Genomic DNA, 16,312 nt, shown 5'->3' on the forward strand with positions numbered 1-16,312 from the left:
TGCGGCTTCTCGAAACACTGTCCCTCCAGTGTGCTCCTCCGCGGCGTCTTCGGAACAGGTGCTGCTAGCCGAGAATGAAGTTCCAGGTGCCCGCCGCCACCGCTGCGGTGACGGCAAGCGCCGCGATCAGCGTCCCCACCAGGACAACGACGACGTCGATCCGGCTGAAGGTGCTCTCCCTCGCCCACGTGCGTGGACCCGCCCCGAAACCACGCGCTTCCATCGCGACCGCAAGCCGGGTGGCCCGGCGGATGGCCTGGACCATGAGCCCGAACGCCTGCCCCAGGAAGTTCCCGAACCGCGCCGCCGGGTTGCCTTCGTGGGCAACGCCGCGGGCATGCCGCGCAAGCCCCAGGGTCCGCCACTCGTCAAACAGCAGGCCCACCAGACGCATGCCCGCCAGTGCACCGAGCACAAACCGGTGCGGCGCCTTCAGCCATTGGGCGAGGGCGTCTGCCAGGTCGGTGGGATCTGTGCTTGCCAGCAGGAAGAGCCCTGGGAGTGCAATGGCGAGCCCGCGCAGCCCGATGGCGAGTCCGGCGTTGACCGAGTCCTCGGTGAACAGCACGGGGCCCAGCTCAAAAAGGACCCTCCCCGTCTTGTCCGCCAGCAGCGCGGTGCCGTACGCGGCGACTATAGCGGCGACCACGAACGGCCAGGTGCGGAACAGCAGCCGGCGCACACTGATGCCCAGCAGCGGGAGCAGCAGCAGTTCACTGACCAGGACGACGCCGGCGCTCACCCAGTCCACGCTGAGCATCACCACCACGGTGATCAGCACCGCGGCGAAGAGCTTGGAGAGCGGGTTGGCCCTGGGCAGCACCTTCCCGGTGATCTCTGGATTCAGCACATCGACGCTCACGCGGCCACCTCCAGCGTTGCGGACGTGCCGTCGACGGCAAGAACCCGGCTTCCGAGTGCGGCGGTGTAGTCACGGTCGTGGGTCACAGAGACAACGCACGTGCCGGCGTGGATGAGCTCGGCGAGGAGCGCCACCAGTTCCGCCCAGGTGTGCGCGTCCTGGCCGAAGGTCGGCTCATCGAGGATCAGGATTTCCGGGCCGGTGGCCAGCATTGTCGCCACCGACAGCCGCCGCTTCTCACCGCCCGAGAGGGTGAACGGATTCGCCTTCAACAGGCCGGTAAGGCGCAGCCGCTCAGCGAGGGGGTCGACGCGACGCCGCACTTCCGCCTCGTCCTGGCGGGCAACCCTGCGGGGCCCGAATTCCAGCTCGTCCAGCACGGTATGGGTCAGGAACTGGTGTTCCGGTTCCTGGAAGACGGTGCCGATGCGGCTGACCAGTTCAGCGGACTTCCAACCCGCAGGGCTGGTTCCGGCCCCGCGCGCAAGCGGAGGCCGGGCGGCAAGTTCACCGCTGCGGGGCCGGAGCAGCCCGCCAAGCGTGAGTGCGAGCGTCGATTTGCCGGACCCGTTGGGGCCCAGCACGCTGAGAGCTTCCCCGCCGCGGAGGGTGAGGTCAACGTCGTCGAGCACTGCATTTCCGCGCCTGGTCCGCGCGACGGCGAGCCCGGCTGCGTGCAGCAGGTCGGCGCCGGGCCGGGCGCTGACGGCGGGGGTTTCCGGACGGTAGCCCGGCACCCAGACGCCGGCTTCGATCAGCCGGGCCCTCGTACCTTCCTGCCGGAGCACCACCGAGGGCGCACCGTCGGCGAGGATCCCGCCGTCGGAATCGAGCACCACCACGCGGTCGACGACGTCGGCCCAGACGTCGACGCGGTGCTCCACCACCACCAGCGTGGCTAAGGTCCGTTCGAGCACGCGCACCACGGCGTCCCGCACATCGATGACGCCTGCCGGGTCCAGGTTGGCAGTCGGTTCGTCGAGCAGGAGCAGTCCGGGCTGCATGGCGAGGACGGCTGCCAGGGCGAGCCGTTGCTTCTGGCCGCCGGAGAGCGCCGTGGTGGGGTGGTCCAGCGGGACGTCCAGGCCGACGTCGTCGAGCGCGCGGTGCACTCGCGGCCAGATTTCGGCGCGCGGCACGGCAAGGTTCTCGGCCCCGAACGCCACTTCGTCACCGACGCGCGCCAGTACCAGCTGGGTATCCGGATCCTGGAGGACCAGACCGGAACGGCCGCGGGCATCGGCCGGGCTGACGCCGTCGACCGTGAGGTGGCCTGCCTGCTCCCCCTCTTCCTGATCTCCCAGGACACCGGCCAGTCCGTGCAGAAGCGTGGACTTGCCGGCACCCGAGGCGCCGAGAAGCAGCACCCGCTCACCGGCTTCAACCGTCAGGTCGATGTCCCGGACTGCCCAGCGTACGCGCCCGGGATGGCGCCAGCCCCAGCCCCGGGCGGTGATCGGCGAACCCATGCTAGACGTCGGCCGTACGGCCCGCAGCGAAGGAGGACAATGCGCCGGTCTTTGCGAGTCCCCGGGTGGCGAGCCAGGGCAGCAGCCCCGCCAGGACCACACCGGAAATGGCGGCGAACACGCCGTACATCAGCTTGAACTCGAGGGCCCATTCGACGTTGTACATGATGTTTTCGCTGACCGCCAGGAAAATGCCCGCACTGAGGCCGGCAAGCAGCGCCACGCCGATGTTCCAGCGGCGATACAGGAACAGCGCGAACACCAGTTCCGCACCGATGCCCTGGACCAGGCCGGAGAGCAGGACGGCCATGCCGAACTGGGTGCCGATCAGCGCCGATACCGCCGCTGCGAGGACCTCACAGTAGATGGCCGCGCCCGGCTTGCGGATGATGAGTCCGCCGAGAACGCCGGCAATCAGCCAGCCGCCGGAGTAGAGGCCTGCCAGCGGTGGGTAGGCCGCAGTGACGGCGGCGATTCCGCTGTAGCCTGCCGACCAGGCGAAGAAGATGACGCCGACGGCCACCGAAATCACGGAAGCGACCACAATATCCACCACCCGCCATTCATAACGGCGCCGGGATGTGGCCGGGGTAGGGCCCTTTGTTTCAGTCATGGTGTTTGATCCTCCTGGGTACAGGAGGGGAAGGCACACCGGCAGGACGCCGGTTGCCCTGAGAACTCGACTCCCTTCGCCGGTACTAGCCGGATCAGGTTCGAGGGTCTGCGGTGGTCCGCACTCTCAGCGCCCACCACCTACGTGGCTGCGCTCCCCTGTCGTTGTTTTGAGCGATACCAACTCTACACCCGCCGCTCCCGTCTCCGCCGTCGTCGCGTCATCTATCGCCGCGGTGATAACGCTAGGCTGGGACCAAGCACAAGCCGACTGAAAGAGGCACCATGAACACGATCTTCAAACTGATGGGCGTTGGACTGGGCATTGGAGCGGGGCTCGTAGGCACACAGCTGGTCGACTTCATCTGGAAGCGGGTTACCGGAAACGAGCCCCCCAAGGACAAGGAGGGCCTGGAGAACAGCCTGCGGTCGGCCTTGGCATTTGCGGTCATTTCCGGAACGGTGAGCACCACTATCCGCGTCCTCACGAACCGGACCACGCAGCAGGCCATCCGCCGCTACGAGCGCACCCGCCACATCACCTAGGAATTGCCCGGGTACGTTGGCGACATCCCTCTCTGCGTGTGATCCCTGTTCCTGCTTCGCGTATGATCCCCGTCTGCGTGTGTGGATATGTTGTGGGTGACTGCTCCTCCACATTGCCGGGTTTCGGTCGGTATTAGTACGTGTCTTCGATAATATTTTGGTATGGCCGTCGCATTGCTCGAACACCATGGGGTAGATGATTCTCTCCTGCGTGCAGTGCGTTCGGATTTGCTGGCTTTCGCGGAGCACTTCGAATCGGGTTATCTCCTCCTGGGGCGGGAGGAGGTTGTTGCGGCTCTTGTCGGGGTGGAGGAGATCTCCAGGGTGGTGGATCACCTTCAGACCCTGGTTGCCCGGGCCGCCGAAGACCATTCACTTGCCGCCACGGACGGTCAGGAAGCCCATAAGGGCACGGCTGAGTACCTGCGGGCGAAGCTCGGGGTCAGCCGTTCCGAGGCGAACCGCCGGTTGCGGCTGGGCCAGGACGTGCTTCCCGCGGTTCCGGGGCCGGGTGCACCGGTCCAGGCTCCGCTGCCTGCCCTGGCCGCTGCAACCCGTGCCGGAGTACTCAGCACCCGGGCGGCGATGGTGGTCAGGGACGCCGTTCACCGTGTCCGGGCTGTCGCGACCGGCCGCCAGGTGGAGGCCATGGAGGAACACCTGGTCCGCCAGGCCGTGGAGTCCGATGAGGACGTCCTGCGGGTCCTAGCCCGGCGTTGGGAAAGCGTGCTCGACCAGGACGGCGTGGAACCGACGGAGAAGGTCCTCCGGGCCAGGCAGGGCGTCTTCCTGCGCGGTAGGCGTCATGGTCTGCAGTTCCTGGAGATCGGCGCCACCGATGAACAGTTTGAGTATCTCCTGACCGTCATGAACACGGCCACCAACCCCCGAGCGAACGGCACCACCCCACCCGGAACGCGGACCGGTGGCGGGAACCAGCCGGCTGAACCGGGAACGCCGGGCAACCAGGCACCGAACAGCCAGGGACCCGGCGACCAGGGACCCGGCGACCAGGGACCCGGCGACCAGGGACCCGGCGACCAGGGACCGGGCGACCAGGGGCCGGGCGTGAACGCCCAGCCGGTACCGGGCCGCCCGACCCGCGCGCAGGAGTTGCTCGACGGGCTGGTGTCCGGGTGCCGGATCGCCCTTGCCGGTGACGGTCTGCCGGCCACCGGAGGGCACCGCCCGCAGGTGATGGTCACCATCAACTACCGCGATCTCCTGAGCGATCTGGGGCAGGACGGCCATGCGGTCTTCGCCGAACAAATGAGCGCCCGGAGCATCCGTAAACTGGCGTGCGAGGCGGACATCCTGCCGCTGGTGCTCGGAGGAAAGGGTCAGGTCCTGGACATCGGACGGGCCCAACGCCTCTTCCCGCCGCACCTTCGGCGGGCACTGGTTGCCCGTGACAAGGGCTGCGCCTTCCCGGACTGCACGGTGCCCGCCACCTGGTGCGAAGCCCACCACATCGTCCCGTGGGCAGCGGGCGGAACCACCAGCATCAGCCACGGCGTGCTGCTCTGCTCCCGGCATCACCACCTGCTCCACGAGGGCAACTGGTCGGTCGAATCGGTTCAGGGAATCCCATGGTTCCGGCCACCGAAATACATCGACCCCCACCGGAACCCCAAACGCAACCGGTACCGGCAAGTGGAAGAAGCCGTCCATCACCAACTCGCACACACCGGACCCAGCACCGCGCCACCATGACCGGAAGACGCCTGGGCAATTGTTGCCTACCAGCCGACATGAAAGTCATGTCGGGCTCGCTGGTTGGACGCGCGGTCAAGATTACTCGTTCAACGCGCGTCAGGCTCACTCGTTCAACGCGCGTCAGGCTCACTCGTCCGAGGGGCGGCCCGACTTACTCGTTCGACGCCCGGTCAGCCTCTTTACGACGGCGGTTGGCCGCGTGTTCCACGACTTCGTCCAACTCGTCCATGCTGAGCAGGTCCTTGCGCAGGTGCTTGGTCCGGTAACCTGCGCGTCCCACCATGTGCGCGGAAACCGGAGCCGTCAGCAGCTGGAAGACCCAGCAAAGGACCAGCACAGGGATCACAGCCCAGGTGCGCTGCTGTACCGCAATTGCCAGCAGGAACAGCAGCAGGCCGAGCACCTGCGGCTTGGTCGCCGCGTGCATACGGCTCAACAGGTCAGGAAAACGCAGCAGGCCGACGGCGGCGGCCAGCGACATGAGAGCCCCGCCTAGGAGCAGCACACCGGCAAGAAGATCCAGGGCCGCGTCCATCAGCGGTTCACTTCCTCTCCGTGACGAACCGGGCCACCGTCACGGAAGCGATAAACCCGATGACCGAGGTCGCCACCAGGATCACCAGGCTGTTGGTGTGACCGTTGAACACCATGTCCGCCGCCAGTGCGCCGCCCACAATGGCGAGCAGCACATCGACAGCCAGTACTCGGTCAAGGATCGAGGGTCCGCGTGCCACCCGGTAGATGGCGCAGAGCGCCGAGAATCCGAGGATGACGGCCACAATGCCGAACAGGATGGTCACTGGTGTCCCCTTCCGTCGAGGTGATGCGGCGCAGGCATGCCCAGCCGTGCGAGATCCTCGCGTGAGCCCATTGCCCGGATCAGCCATTCCTCGGTCCGCCGCACATTCCGGCGGACGTTCTCCGCGTCCTCGCTGGTAACGACGTTCAGGCAGTGCAGGTACAGGGTGGAGGTGGATCGGTCCACCTCCACCACGAGGGACCCGGGGATCAGCGAGAGTGCGTGCCCGGTGGCCGTCACCAGCAGGTCAGAGGGACTGCGCAGCCGCACCGCAACCACCGCGTTCTTCAGGTGGGGGCCGCGGGTGAGCGCCAGCCAGAAGACCTGGACGCTGGCGAGGACCAACTGGTAGAGGAACCTGCCGGCAAACCCGACGGCGTACAGCAGGTTGAACCGCCCGCCCAGTTCAACCGGCGGGAGGTAGAGCAGGTTGGCAACGGCGAACGCGATCAGCGCGCCGAACAGCAGGTTGCCCGGGCTGAAATCCTGCCAGAGGGCTCCCCACACCAGCACAAGCCAGACCAGCAGTGGAAGTTCAACGAGGAGCGGGATGCGTTGCCTGGTCATCATGGTGTGGTTCCTGCCGCTTCGGTGGCTCCCTCACCGAGGACCGCGTCAATATAGGGCGTCCGCTCCAGCATCTGCTGCGCCGCCTGGTCGCTCAGCGCGAACAGGGGCCCGCCCATGACGGTCAGGCTGACGCCGAGCAGGACCAGCCCGGCCGTGGCTCCCACCATGGTGCGCGGGAGCAGGTCCACGGCGTTCCGGCCCGCAAACTTCCCGGTGCTGTGTCCGGTGACCTTCCCCGAGGTGGTGGCGGCGGACCCGTCGTGTGAGGTGGACATCAGGATCGGGTCCGGGTGCGTAGCGTCCTCGGGCCTGCGCCAGAACGCGCGGTTCCATACCCGCGCAATCACCAGCAGGGTCAGGAGGCTGGTTGTCACGCTTGCTCCCACCAGCACAAAGGCCAGCGGCGTACCGAGCTCCACGCCTGCCTGCAGCAGGCCGAGCTTCCCGAGGAACCCGGAGAACGGCGGTATGCCTGCGAGGTTCATGCCGGGTACAAAGAACAGCAGTGCCAGGAAGGGGGAGATTTTCGCGAGCCCGCCGAGCCTGTCCATGTTGGCAGTTCCGCCGCGGCGTTCGATGAGGCCCGTCACGAGGAACAGGCTGGTCTGCACAATGATGTGGTGCGCCACGTAGTACACCGCGGCTCCGAGACCGATGACGGTGGAGATGGCAAGCCCGAACACCATGTAGCCGATGTGGCTGACGAGCGTGAAGGAGAGCATACGTTTGATATCCGACTGTGCGAGCGCGCCGAGAATCCCCACAATCATGGTGAGCATCGCGACCACCATGAGAAGCGTATTGATCCGGTCGCCAGGGAACAGCAGCGTTTCAGTGCGGACCATCGCGTACACGCCGACCTTCGTCAGCAGGCCTGCGAACACCGCAGTAACCGGCGCCGGCGCTGTCGGGTAGGAGTCGGGCAGCCAGAACGACAGCGGGAAGACTGCCGCTTTGATGCCGAAGGCCACCAGCAGCATCAGATGGAGGATCATTTGCGTGGCGGGATCTATGTCGGCCAGTTTCAGAGCCAGGTCGGCCATGTTGATGGTGCCCGTGGCGGCGTAGATCATGCCGATGCTGATCAGGAACAGCATCGATGACACCACGCTGACGACGACGTAGGTCACCCCGGCACGGATGCGCGGGGTGGTGCCGCCGAGGGTCATCAACACATAACTGGACGTAAGCAGGATTTCGAATCCGACGTACAGGTTGAACAGGTCACCCGCCAGGAAGGCGTTGGAAACACCGGCCACCAGAATCAGGTAGGTGGGGTGGAAGATCGAGATCGGGCCGTCCTCATCGCCGTCGGTCATGCCCTGGCCGGTGGCGTAGATCAGGACCGCCAGGCTCACCGCGGAGGAGACCACCAGCATCAGCGCGGAGAACTGGTCCACCACCATCGTGATGCCGAACGGTGCTGCCCATCCCCCGATGAAGACCGCCGTGGTTCCTCTCGCGCTTGCGTCCACGAGAAGGAACGCCTCGATCAGCAGCGTGACGCTCAACGTACCGATGCTCACCGCGCGCTGTGACCGGGAGTGGCGGATGAGAAGGAAGGCCATGGCCGCGCCGAGGAACGGCAGCACAACCGCCAGCGGCGCAAGGTTGGCTACATTCATCGCTTCTCCCTCCGTGTAGTGGTCCGGGTGCTGGGTCCGCGCTGCGCGCCGGGTGCTTCCTCCGCCTCTTCAACCGGAGTGAATTCAGTGGTCTCCACGGGAATCTCTGCGTCATCCTCAGCATCGAAGCTGCTCTGCGACGCCACCCGGCGGTCCTCGATGTCGTCCTGGACCTCGTCCTGGCGGCCGAGGACCCATGACCGGTAGATGATGCCGAGCATGAACGCCGTCACCGCGAAGGAGATGACAATCGAGGTGAGGATCAGCGCCTGCGGCAGGGGGTCGCTGTAATCCTCGGCAGGGATGCCGGCCGAATACAGGGGCGCTTTCCCCGCCGGTCCGCCGCCGGCGAGAAGCAGCATGTTCGCGCCGTTCGCGACGAGGATCAGACCGAGCAGGACCCGGGTCAGGCTTCGTTCCAGCAGAAGGTAGATCCCGGCAGCAAAGAGGGCGGCCATGATCACCAGCAGCGTGATGTTGACGCTCACGGAACCACCTCTTCCTTTGGACCCCTGGACTCTTCTTGTTCCGCCGCCGGTTCAGGCGTTCCGGCGTCGATGGTTGCGGTCTGACCCTCGCTGCGTTCATCGATTTCCGAGCCGAGGCTGCGCAGCACGTCAAGAACCAGCCCCACCACCACCAGGTAGACCCCGATGTCGAAGATGGTGGAGGTGACGAACTTGATGTCTCCGAAGACGGGCCAGGTGAACTCGAGGATTGCGCTCTGGAACACCTGGCCGCCGAGGAACACCGGCACAATCGCGGTGAGCGCTGCGGTAGCCAGGCCCCCGCCCAACAGCAGCCCTGCGCTGACGGGGGTTGCCTCAGCCAGCTCGAACCGCCCGCCCGCAAGGTAGCGGATGGTCAGCGCCAGCCCCGCCATCAGACCGCCGGCAAAGCCCCCGCCGGGCAGGTTGTGCCCGGCGATCAGCAGGTAGATCGAAAAAACGATGATCGAGTGGAACAGCAGCCGCGTAACCACCTCGAAGATGATGGAGCGCCGCTCCGGAGCGAGCGTCCGTCCGGCGACAAGCCAGGCATCGTTGGCGGAGCTCGCGAACTTTTTCGCCAGCTCAAGGGCCGCGGCTTCCCGTCCGTAGGCATCGATCGGTTCCCGGTTCCGGCCTACAGTTCCGCTCTTGACGCCGTCCGCACGCAACCGGCCGTCGCCACGGCCCCGGATGAAGATGAGGCTCGCAACACCGGTGGCTGCGATGGCGAGCACGCTGATCTCACCGAAGGTGTCCCAGGCCCTGATGTCCACCAGGGTGACGTTGACAATGTTGGCGCCGCCGCCGTCGTCGTACGCCAGCGAGGGGAAGCTCCGCGAGATTGGCTCCGCCACCCGGGAAGCCATTGCAGACATGGCAATGGCGGCCATCACCAGGCCAAAGGAGATTCCCAGCACTGCCCGCAGCACCCGGTATTTCCGGCCGGTTTCCCGCTGCCACAGGCGCGCGGGCAGCGATCTGAGCGCCAGCACGAAGGCAACCAGCACAATGGTTTCGACCAGAAGCTGCGTCAACGCCAGGTCCGGGGCGCCCTGCAGCGCGAAGATGAGCGCGATGCCGTAGCCGGTAAGTCCCACCATGATGACGGCCATGAACCGCTTGTTGGCGCGCAGTGCGGCCAACGCGCCCAGGATGACGACGACGCCGGCAATCAGCTGGGCGGGTGAGTCCGCCAGATACCATTCCTGCGGCACCGGCGCATTGAAGAGGATCAGCGCAGAGAGCGGGGTGAGGATCGCCATCGTCAGGATCACGAACAGGTAGAACGCCAGGGAACCACGCTGGGTCCGGCCGGTCAGCCAGACGGCGACATCATCGAGGACGCCGATCACGAACTTGTAGTTCTGTTCGGCGTCGATGTTTGTCGCCATCCTTGTCTGCAGCCGTTCGAACCGCTCGCGCAGCAGGAACAGGACGAGGCCGCCGCCGATGGTGGCCAGGGAGAGGAACAGTGCCGGCGTGACGCCGTGCCACAGCAGCAGGTGGGGTGTCTCCTCCACCGGCGGGAACAGACTCACGTACGGCTGGACAGCTGCGTCCAGCGGCACCGGCAGCAGTCCGAATACCACGGAGGCGGCAGCAAGCAGCGCCGGGGCAAAGAGGAAGGAGGGCTCCACCCGTTTGAATGGTGTGGGCATTGCTGACTTCCGTGCAAACCCGCCCCAGATGAAACGGGCGCTGTAGGCGAAGGTCAGCATCGAGCCGAGGACCATCCCTGCCAGGACCACCGCGCCGGACGGACCGTCTTCTGCCTGATGGACGAACGCTTCGAGCACGGACTCCTTCGCCACGAAACCCAGCAGCGGTGGCAGGCCGGCCATGGATGCGGCGGCGAGGACAGCGACCGAGGCGAGCAAGGGCGCCGAGCGGCCGATACCGCACAGCTTGCGGATGTCGCGGGTGCCGGCCTGGTGGTCGATGATGCCGACCACCAGGAACAGCGTTGCCTTGAAGAAACCGTGCGCCAGCAGGAGACCGAGGCCGGCGAGCGCCGCCTCCTGGCCCCCGAGACCAACCACCATGGTCAGGAACCCGAGCTGGCTCACCGTCCCATACGCCAGCAGGAGCTTCAGGTCATGCTGGCGCAGGGCCTGCCAGCCCCCGAAGATCATCGTCACCAGCCCGAAAGCGAGCACAATCGGCGCCCACACAGCATGCTCGGAGAAGCCGGGCGCGAATCTGGCGACCAGGTAGATGCCCGCCTTCACCATGGCTGCGGCATGGAGATACGCGCTGACCGGTGTGGGCGCCGCCATGGCGCTCGGAAGCCAGAAGTGAAACGGCACCAGCGCTGACTTGGACAGCGCGCCCACCAGGATGAGCACGAAGGCGGTCTCAACCATCGGGCCGGTAAGCGCCTCTGCGCGGGCGAGGATGTCCGACATCCGGTAGGTTCCCGCCGACTGTCCCAGGAGGATCAGACCGACGAGCATGGCCAGGCCGCCGAGCGTTGTCACAATGAGCGCCTGCAACGCAGCCCGCCTGGCGGACAGCCGGTGCCGTGAGTACCCGATGAGCAGATAGGACAGCACCGTGGTGAGTTCCCAGAAGATGAACAGGAGGATGAGGTCGTCGGCAATCACGAGCCCGAACATGGCGCCGGCGAACGCAAGCAGGTGCGCGCCGAACGGTCCGATGTCCGCGTCGTCCTGTTTGAAGTAGCGGGCGCAGTAGAACAGCACGAGGGACCCGACGCCGAGGACCAGGATGCTGAGCACGGCCGATAGGGCGTCCATCCGGAACGCCAGCTCGAGCTGGAGCTGGGGGATCCAGGGAACGACGACGGACGGCGGTGCGTTGGGCTGGCCGCTGCCGAGACCCTGCCCGGTGCCGGTGTACGCGCCGAAGGTCATCAGCAGCCAGATGAAACCCGCCGCCGGAACGGCTGAAAGGACGTAGAACGCCGACCGTCCCATGAGCCGGAAGATCAGGGGCGCTATCCCGGCCACCGCGAAGAGGGCGATGAGCACGAGTAGCACGATGATCTCCTGATCTCTCCTGTAGAGACGGTCTGCTGACGGTCAAGGGCGTTCTCCATTCTACCCGCGGCATGCTTATACTCCGGCCCCGTTCAGCCCTCCGCTCAAGCGGCCGGCACCCGGAATAAAAAGCGGGGCTCAGACGGTTGAACTCCCCCAGCAGATAGCATGCAGCGTATGAGCACGGAACCCCGCCGGCCCGCCGGCCGTCTACTGTCCAGGCCCGTACTTGCATGGGCTTCCTGGGACTGGGGCTCCGCCGCGTTCAATGCCGTCATGACCACGTTCGTGTTCACCGTCTACCTGACCTCGGACGCGTTCGGCGGCGAGGCCTATGCATCCGGGGTGCTTGGAGCCGGCCTGGCGGTCGCGGGCCTGTTCATTGCCCTGCTGGCACCCGTGACGGGCCAGCGATCCGATGTAGGCGGCCGCCGGAAGCTCTGGCTCGGAGTGAACAGCCTCGCAGTAGCCGTCCTGACCGCGCTGTGTTTCTTTGTCTTCCCGCGGCCGGAGCTGCTGCTCCTGGGCGTCGCGCTGATCGCGGCGGCCAACATCTTCTTCGAATTCGCCGGCGTCAACTACAACGCGATGCTTGCGCAGATCTCCACGCCGTCCAGTATCGGCCGCGTCAGCGGTTTCGGTTGGGCGATGGGCTATGTGGGCGGCATTGCGGCCCTGGTGATTGTGCTGGTTGCTTTTGTTCAGCCGGTCTTCGACTGGTTCGGTTCCAGCACTGAGGACGCCCTCAACATCCGGCTGGTTGCCGTGTTCTCCGCACTCTGGTTCCTCGCGTTCGCGCTACCGGTGATGTTCGCCGTGCCGGAAGTCCCGCGCCAGCGGAACGCCGACCGGCTAGGCTTCCTTGCGTCCTACGGCCTGCTCTTCCGCCGCATCAAGGCGATCTACCGGACCAGCCCGCACACCATCTTTTTCCTCCTCGCGAGCGCCATCTTCCGCGACGGCCTTGCGGCGGTGTTCACGTTCGGCGGCGTGATCGCGGCGGGAACCTTCGGCTTCGCGCTCAGCGAGGTGATCCTCTTCGCGATCGTCGGCAACGTCATCGCAGCGGTCGGTGCAGTGATCGGAGGCTTCTTCGACGACCGCGTGGGCCCCAAGCTGGTGATCATCGTGGCGCTGATCGGGCTGCTGGTGTCCGGCACGGCGGTTCTGGTACTGGGTGCGGCGGACTACGAGTTCTTCGGGGTGCAGTGGAGCGGTGACACCACGTTCTGGGTTTTCGGGCTTCTGCTGACCCTGTTTGTGGGGCCGGCGCAGGCCTCGTCGCGTGCGTACCTTGCACGTCTGTCCCCCGCCGGTGAGGAGGGCGAGATGTTCGGCCTCTATGCAACTACAGGGCGCGCCGTCAGTTTCCTGGCTCCGGCATTGTTCTCCCTCTTCATCGGCATCTTCGGCGAACAGCGGTTCGGGATCATCGGGATCCTGGTGGTGCTGCTTGCGGGACTGTTGGTGCTGCTGCCGGTGAAGCCGCCGGCAAAGGTGCCTCCCGCCGTCGTTCCTGCTCCCTGAACCGTGTCTGCGCCCTGAGTTCTGCTGTCAGGCGCCGGCAGCGGGTTCCTGCTCCGCCGAGCCCTCCGTAATGGGAGTGCGGTGGAAATTCAGGTGGCTGCGCGACGCCGTCGGGCCCCTCTGACCCTGGTAACGGTTGCCGTACGTGCCGGAGCCGTACGAGTGCTCCGCGGGCGAGGTGAGCTTGAAGAAGCACAGCTGACCGATCTTGGAACCCGGCCAGAGCTTGATGGGCAACGTTGCCATATTGGACAGCTCCAGGGTGACGTGGCCGGAGAAGCCCGGGTCGATGAACCCGGCGGTTGAGTGGGTGAGCAGCCCCAGACGGCCCAGCGATGACTTGCCTTCGAGCCGCGCAGCGATGTCATCGGGCAGGGTGACCATCTCATAGGTGGAACCGAGGACAAACTCCCCCGGGTGCAGGATGAACGGCTCATCCGGAGCCACTTCGACCAGGCGCGTCAGGTCCGGCTGGTTCTCGGCCGGATCGATGTGGGCGTACTTGTGGTTGTCGAAGAGCCGGAAGAACCGGTCGATGCGGACGTCCACGCTCGACGGCTGGACCATCGCGGGATCATAGGGATCGAGGAGAATGCGCTCGGCGGCAATTTCGGTTCGGATGTCGCGGTCTGAGATCAGCACCGTCTAAAAATACCGTACGAGGATTGCCGCAGATTCATCGGCGAAGCTCAGCGCCCGATCTCGGTTCTCACCGCAAACAATTCGGGGAAGAACGTCAGCTCCAGGGCCTTCTGGAGGAAACCGACCCCGCTCGAGCCGCCGGTTCCGCTCTTGTAGCCGATGGTGCGCTCCACCGTCTTCAGGTGCCTGAACCGCCACAGCTGGAAGTTGTCCTCCAGGTCCACGAGTTCCTCGCACGCCTCATAGACATCCCAGTGCCCGGCGGAGTCTTCGTAGACCTCCTTGTAGACCTGCACCAGAGCGGGGTTGAATTCGTGTGCCTGGGTGACGTCCCGCTCAAGCAGCTCCGCCGGGATAGCGTAGCCGCGCCGGGACAGGTAGCGGGTGAACTCGTCATAGATGCTCGTCTCGTGCAGCAGCCGGGACAGAAGCTCCCGGGCCTCAGGGTCACTTTCGAAGACCTGCAGCATCGCCGCGTTCTTGTTGCCCAGCAGGAATTCGACGGCGCGGTACTGGTAGGACTGGAAACCGCTGGCCGCCTGGAGCGCACCACGGAATTCCGCATACTCCGACGGCGTCAGCGTCGCCAGCACGGACCACTGTTCGGTGAGGGACCGCTGGATGTGCTTGATCCGGGCGATGCCCTTCATCGCTGCCCGCAGGTCATCGCTGCGCAGGCGCGTCCGGACCGCGCCAAGCTCATGCAGGACGAGCTTCAGCCAGAGCTCGGAGGTCTGGTGCTGGATGATGAACAGCATCTCGTCATGGTGCTCCGGCCGGCTGACTGGATGCTGTGCGCTCAGCAGCGCATCCAGCGCCAGGTACGAGCCGTAGCTCATCTTCTGCGAGAAGTCCTTCTCAATGCCGGCCTCGAGATCCCGGGTGTTCCGCTCCACACTCATGGCCCCAGCCTAGTTCTTAGCTGGACATTGAAGACTGTCAGAGGCGGCAACTAGGTTGGACCCAACCAAGGAGGCCGCATGAACGCACCCGTGCATACCCGCTGCAGCATCGTTCCGCCCTATCTGTTGTCCAGGCTTGCCGGCCTGGAAGACCCCCGGCACCACAACGCCGCGGCGGCGGCACGGCGGGCGCTGGTGCAGCTGGACCCGATCCACAGTGCGAGAGCCACAGCTCCGCGGGATCCTTCGCGCGGAGCCGGCACCGCCGTCGTGCTCGCTCTGCGCCGAACTATTTCGGACGCGTACGGCACCGAGACCCTGCCGGGAGAGGCTGTCCGCCGGGAGGGCGATCCACCGGTGGGAGACGTAGCGGTAGATGAAGCCTATGACGGTCTCGGTGCAACCTACGGGCTCTTTCAGGAGGTATACGGAAGGTCCTCGATCGACGATGCCGGGCTGCCGCTGGACGCCACCGTGCACTACGGCCAGCGGTATGACAACGCCTTCTGGGACGGCTTCCGGATGGTCTTCGGAGACGGCGACGGCGAGATCTTCGGCCGGTTCACCGCCTCGCTCACCGTCATCGGCCACGAGCTCGCACACGGGTTCACCCAATACACCTCCAACCTGCGGTACCAGGGCCAGTCGGGAGCTCTCAATGAGTCGGTCTCGGACGTCTTCGGTGTGCTGGTGGAGCAGCGGGTGCGCGGCGAGTCCGCTGATACCGCCGGCTGGCTGGTCGGGGAGGGCATCTTCACCGATCAGGTGCAGGGGCGCGCGCTGCGCTCGCTGAAGGCGCCCGGAACCGCTCACGACGACGACGTCCTGGGCAAGGACCCGCAGCCCGCCACCATGGCCGATTATGTGGAAACTACGTCTGACAACGGCGGTGTCCACATCAATTCCGGTATCCCGAATCACGCGTTCTATATCGCCGCAACCCGGCTGGGCGGCTACGCCTGGGAACGGGCAGGCCAGATCTGGTATGACGCCGCGACCGGTGGAAACGTTCCCGAGGACTGCACCTTCTCCCGGTTCGCGGACGTGACAGTGGACGCGGCGAAGGCCCGCTTCGGTGAAGGTTCACCGGAGGTGGAGGCTGTCGGGTACGCCTGGCGGGAGGTGGATGTGCTGTGACCCGCATCGAGGTCTCGCGGTCCGGCGGCTTCGCCGGGTTGTCCCGTACCTGGAGTGTCGAGGTGAGTCCCGCCGAGGCTGAGGAGCGCTGGCTGCCTCTCCTGGAGCAGGCCGAGGCGGAGAACGCAGAGACCCTCCAACGGGACCGCTTCATCTACCACATCGTGGTGGTGGGCTACCGCGATGCGACGGTCCCCGAGAGCGCCGTCCAGGGCCCCTGGAAGGAACTGCTCGAACGTGCCCGCAACGCGCCGCCCGAGGAGCCGGCGGAAGAACTGCCTGACGAGCCAGCGGAGGAACCAGGGGGCCACACCTGAGTCCGTCACGCAGCGGCTGCTCCGTCACCTGTGTCATCAGGTCACGTCATCAGGCCACCCGGGAGATGTTGTAGTGTTTATGGAGCGGTTCAGGCCGC

16 protein-coding genes and 1 riboswitch are annotated in these 16,312 nt (G+C 65.9%); of the genes, 5 read left to right on the plus strand and 11 right to left on the minus strand.

Annotation, left to right across the window (positions count from 1 at the left end):
* Window positions 1-64: 64 nt before the first annotated feature.
* Genes BLS52_RS02820 through BLS52_RS02830 form a run of 3 tightly spaced genes read right to left on the minus strand, consistent with a single transcriptional unit; the run spans window position 65 to window position 2,944 of the window.
* Window positions 65-862, minus strand: coding sequence for an energy-coupling factor transporter transmembrane component T family protein (locus tag BLS52_RS02820; protein WP_090584401.1), 798 nt, complete (start codon window positions 860-862; stop codon window positions 65-67).
* Window positions 859-2,331, minus strand: a complete 1,473-nt coding sequence (locus tag BLS52_RS02825; RefSeq protein WP_090584402.1) for an ABC transporter ATP-binding protein — start codon at window positions 2,329-2,331, stop codon at window positions 859-861. Before BLS52_RS02825 ends, BLS52_RS02820 begins: the two co-directional genes overlap by 4 nt.
* 1 nt (window position 2,332) lies before the next feature.
* Window positions 2,333-2,944, minus strand: coding sequence for an ECF transporter S component (locus BLS52_RS02830; protein WP_090584403.1), 612 nt, complete (start codon window positions 2,942-2,944; stop codon window positions 2,333-2,335).
* A gap of 54 nt (window positions 2,945-2,998) precedes the next feature.
* A riboswitch (TPP riboswitch) is annotated at window positions 2,999-3,114 on the minus strand.
* A gap of 114 nt (window positions 3,115-3,228) precedes the next feature.
* Here BLS52_RS02830 and BLS52_RS02835 point away from each other — a divergent pair.
* Window positions 3,229-3,489, plus strand: coding sequence for a DUF4235 domain-containing protein (locus tag BLS52_RS02835; protein WP_026544188.1), 261 nt, complete (start codon window positions 3,229-3,231; stop codon window positions 3,487-3,489).
* A 162-nt stretch (window positions 3,490-3,651) separates the two neighbouring features.
* Complete coding sequence (locus BLS52_RS02840) at window positions 3,652-5,202, plus strand: HNH endonuclease signature motif containing protein (RefSeq protein WP_090584404.1); 1,551 nt, start codon at window positions 3,652-3,654, stop codon at window positions 5,200-5,202.
* A gap of 154 nt (window positions 5,203-5,356) precedes the next feature.
* On the opposite strand, the gene mnhG is transcribed toward BLS52_RS02840, so the two are convergent.
* The 6 genes from mnhG to BLS52_RS02870 are packed head-to-tail and all read right to left on the minus strand — an operon-like array spanning window position 5,357 to window position 11,689.
* Window positions 5,357-5,740 (minus strand): monovalent cation/H(+) antiporter subunit G, encoded by a 384-nt coding sequence (mnhG, locus tag BLS52_RS02845; protein WP_090584405.1) that lies wholly within the window; start codon window positions 5,738-5,740, stop codon window positions 5,357-5,359.
* A gap of 7 nt (window positions 5,741-5,747) precedes the next feature.
* Window positions 5,748-6,005 carry an MrpF/PhaF family protein gene (locus BLS52_RS02850; RefSeq protein ID WP_245702657.1) on the minus strand — a complete coding sequence of 86 codons (258 nt, stop codon included), beginning with the start codon at window positions 6,003-6,005 and terminating at the stop codon, window positions 5,748-5,750.
* Entirely contained in the window at window positions 6,002-6,571 is a 570-nt protein-coding gene (locus tag BLS52_RS02855; RefSeq protein ID WP_090584517.1) for a Na+/H+ antiporter subunit E, read from the minus strand. The genes BLS52_RS02850 and BLS52_RS02855 overlap by 4 nt, the downstream gene beginning before the upstream one ends.
* Complete coding sequence (locus BLS52_RS02860) at window positions 6,571-8,199, minus strand: Na+/H+ antiporter subunit D (RefSeq protein ID WP_090584407.1); 1,629 nt, start codon at window positions 8,197-8,199, stop codon at window positions 6,571-6,573. The genes BLS52_RS02855 and BLS52_RS02860 overlap by 1 nt, the downstream gene beginning before the upstream one ends.
* A complete protein-coding gene (locus BLS52_RS02865; RefSeq protein WP_090584408.1) occupies window positions 8,196-8,687 on the minus strand; it encodes a Na(+)/H(+) antiporter subunit C in 492 nt (163 codons plus the stop codon). The genes BLS52_RS02860 and BLS52_RS02865 overlap by 4 nt, the downstream gene beginning before the upstream one ends.
* Window positions 8,684-11,689, minus strand: coding sequence for a Na+/H+ antiporter subunit A (locus tag BLS52_RS02870; RefSeq protein WP_090584409.1), 3,006 nt, complete (start codon window positions 11,687-11,689; stop codon window positions 8,684-8,686). The genes BLS52_RS02865 and BLS52_RS02870 overlap by 4 nt, the downstream gene beginning before the upstream one ends.
* Before the next feature lie 177 nt (window positions 11,690-11,866).
* Between BLS52_RS02870 and BLS52_RS02875 the strand changes: the two genes are divergently transcribed.
* On the plus strand, window positions 11,867-13,216 hold the full coding sequence (locus tag BLS52_RS02875) for an MFS transporter (RefSeq protein WP_245702658.1): 1,350 nt from the start codon (window positions 11,867-11,869) through the stop codon (window positions 13,214-13,216).
* Window positions 13,217-13,243: 27 nt separating this feature from the next.
* On the opposite strand, the gene dcd is transcribed toward BLS52_RS02875, so the two are convergent.
* Entirely contained in the window at window positions 13,244-13,858 is a 615-nt protein-coding gene (dcd, locus tag BLS52_RS02880) for a dCTP deaminase (RefSeq protein WP_090584411.1), read from the minus strand.
* A 47-nt stretch (window positions 13,859-13,905) separates the two neighbouring features.
* Complete coding sequence (gene kynA, locus BLS52_RS02885; protein WP_026545288.1) at window positions 13,906-14,760, minus strand: tryptophan 2,3-dioxygenase; 855 nt, start codon at window positions 14,758-14,760, stop codon at window positions 13,906-13,908.
* A gap of 78 nt (window positions 14,761-14,838) precedes the next feature.
* Between kynA and BLS52_RS02890 the strand changes: the two genes are divergently transcribed.
* Together BLS52_RS02890 and BLS52_RS02895 are read left to right on the plus strand one after the other, a co-directional pair.
* Complete coding sequence (locus BLS52_RS02890) at window positions 14,839-15,897, plus strand: M4 family metallopeptidase (protein WP_090584412.1); 1,059 nt, start codon at window positions 14,839-14,841, stop codon at window positions 15,895-15,897.
* On the plus strand, window positions 15,894-16,214 hold the full coding sequence (locus tag BLS52_RS02895; protein WP_035778794.1) for a protealysin inhibitor emfourin: 321 nt from the start codon (window positions 15,894-15,896) through the stop codon (window positions 16,212-16,214). Before BLS52_RS02890 ends, BLS52_RS02895 begins: the two co-directional genes overlap by 4 nt.
* The last annotated feature ends 98 nt before the right edge of the window (window positions 16,215-16,312 follow it).

It is taken from the genome of Arthrobacter subterraneus, from assembly GCF_900099735.1.
In the GTDB taxonomy this organism is placed as follows: domain Bacteria; phylum Actinomycetota; class Actinomycetes; order Actinomycetales; family Micrococcaceae; genus Arthrobacter_D; species Arthrobacter_D subterraneus.

Coding starts and splice junctions, on each gene's coding strand:
- kynA (WP_026545288.1), bottom strand. CDS start 14,760: ATGAGTGTGGAGCGGAACACCCGGGATCTCGAGGCCGGCATTGAGAAG.
- BLS52_RS02860 (WP_090584407.1), bottom strand. CDS start 8,199: ATGAATGTAGCCAACCTTGCGCCGCTGGCGGTTGTGCTGCCGTTCCTC.
- BLS52_RS02835 (WP_026544188.1), top strand. CDS start 3,229: ATGAACACGATCTTCAAACTGATGGGCGTTGGACTGGGCATTGGAGCG.
- BLS52_RS02840 (WP_090584404.1), top strand. CDS start 3,652: ATGGCCGTCGCATTGCTCGAACACCATGGGGTAGATGATTCTCTCCTG.
- mnhG (WP_090584405.1), bottom strand. CDS start 5,740: ATGGACGCGGCCCTGGATCTTCTTGCCGGTGTGCTGCTCCTAGGCGGG.
- BLS52_RS02830 (WP_090584403.1), bottom strand. CDS start 2,944: ATGACTGAAACAAAGGGCCCTACCCCGGCCACATCCCGGCGCCGTTAT.
- BLS52_RS02855 (WP_090584517.1), bottom strand. CDS start 6,571: ATGACCAGGCAACGCATCCCGCTCCTCGTTGAACTTCCACTGCTGGTC.
- BLS52_RS02825 (WP_090584402.1), bottom strand. CDS start 2,331: ATGGGTTCGCCGATCACCGCCCGGGGCTGGGGCTGGCGCCATCCCGGG.
- BLS52_RS02890 (WP_090584412.1), top strand. CDS start 14,839: ATGAACGCACCCGTGCATACCCGCTGCAGCATCGTTCCGCCCTATCTG.
- BLS52_RS02875 (WP_245702658.1), top strand. CDS start 11,867: ATGAGCACGGAACCCCGCCGGCCCGCCGGCCGTCTACTGTCCAGGCCC.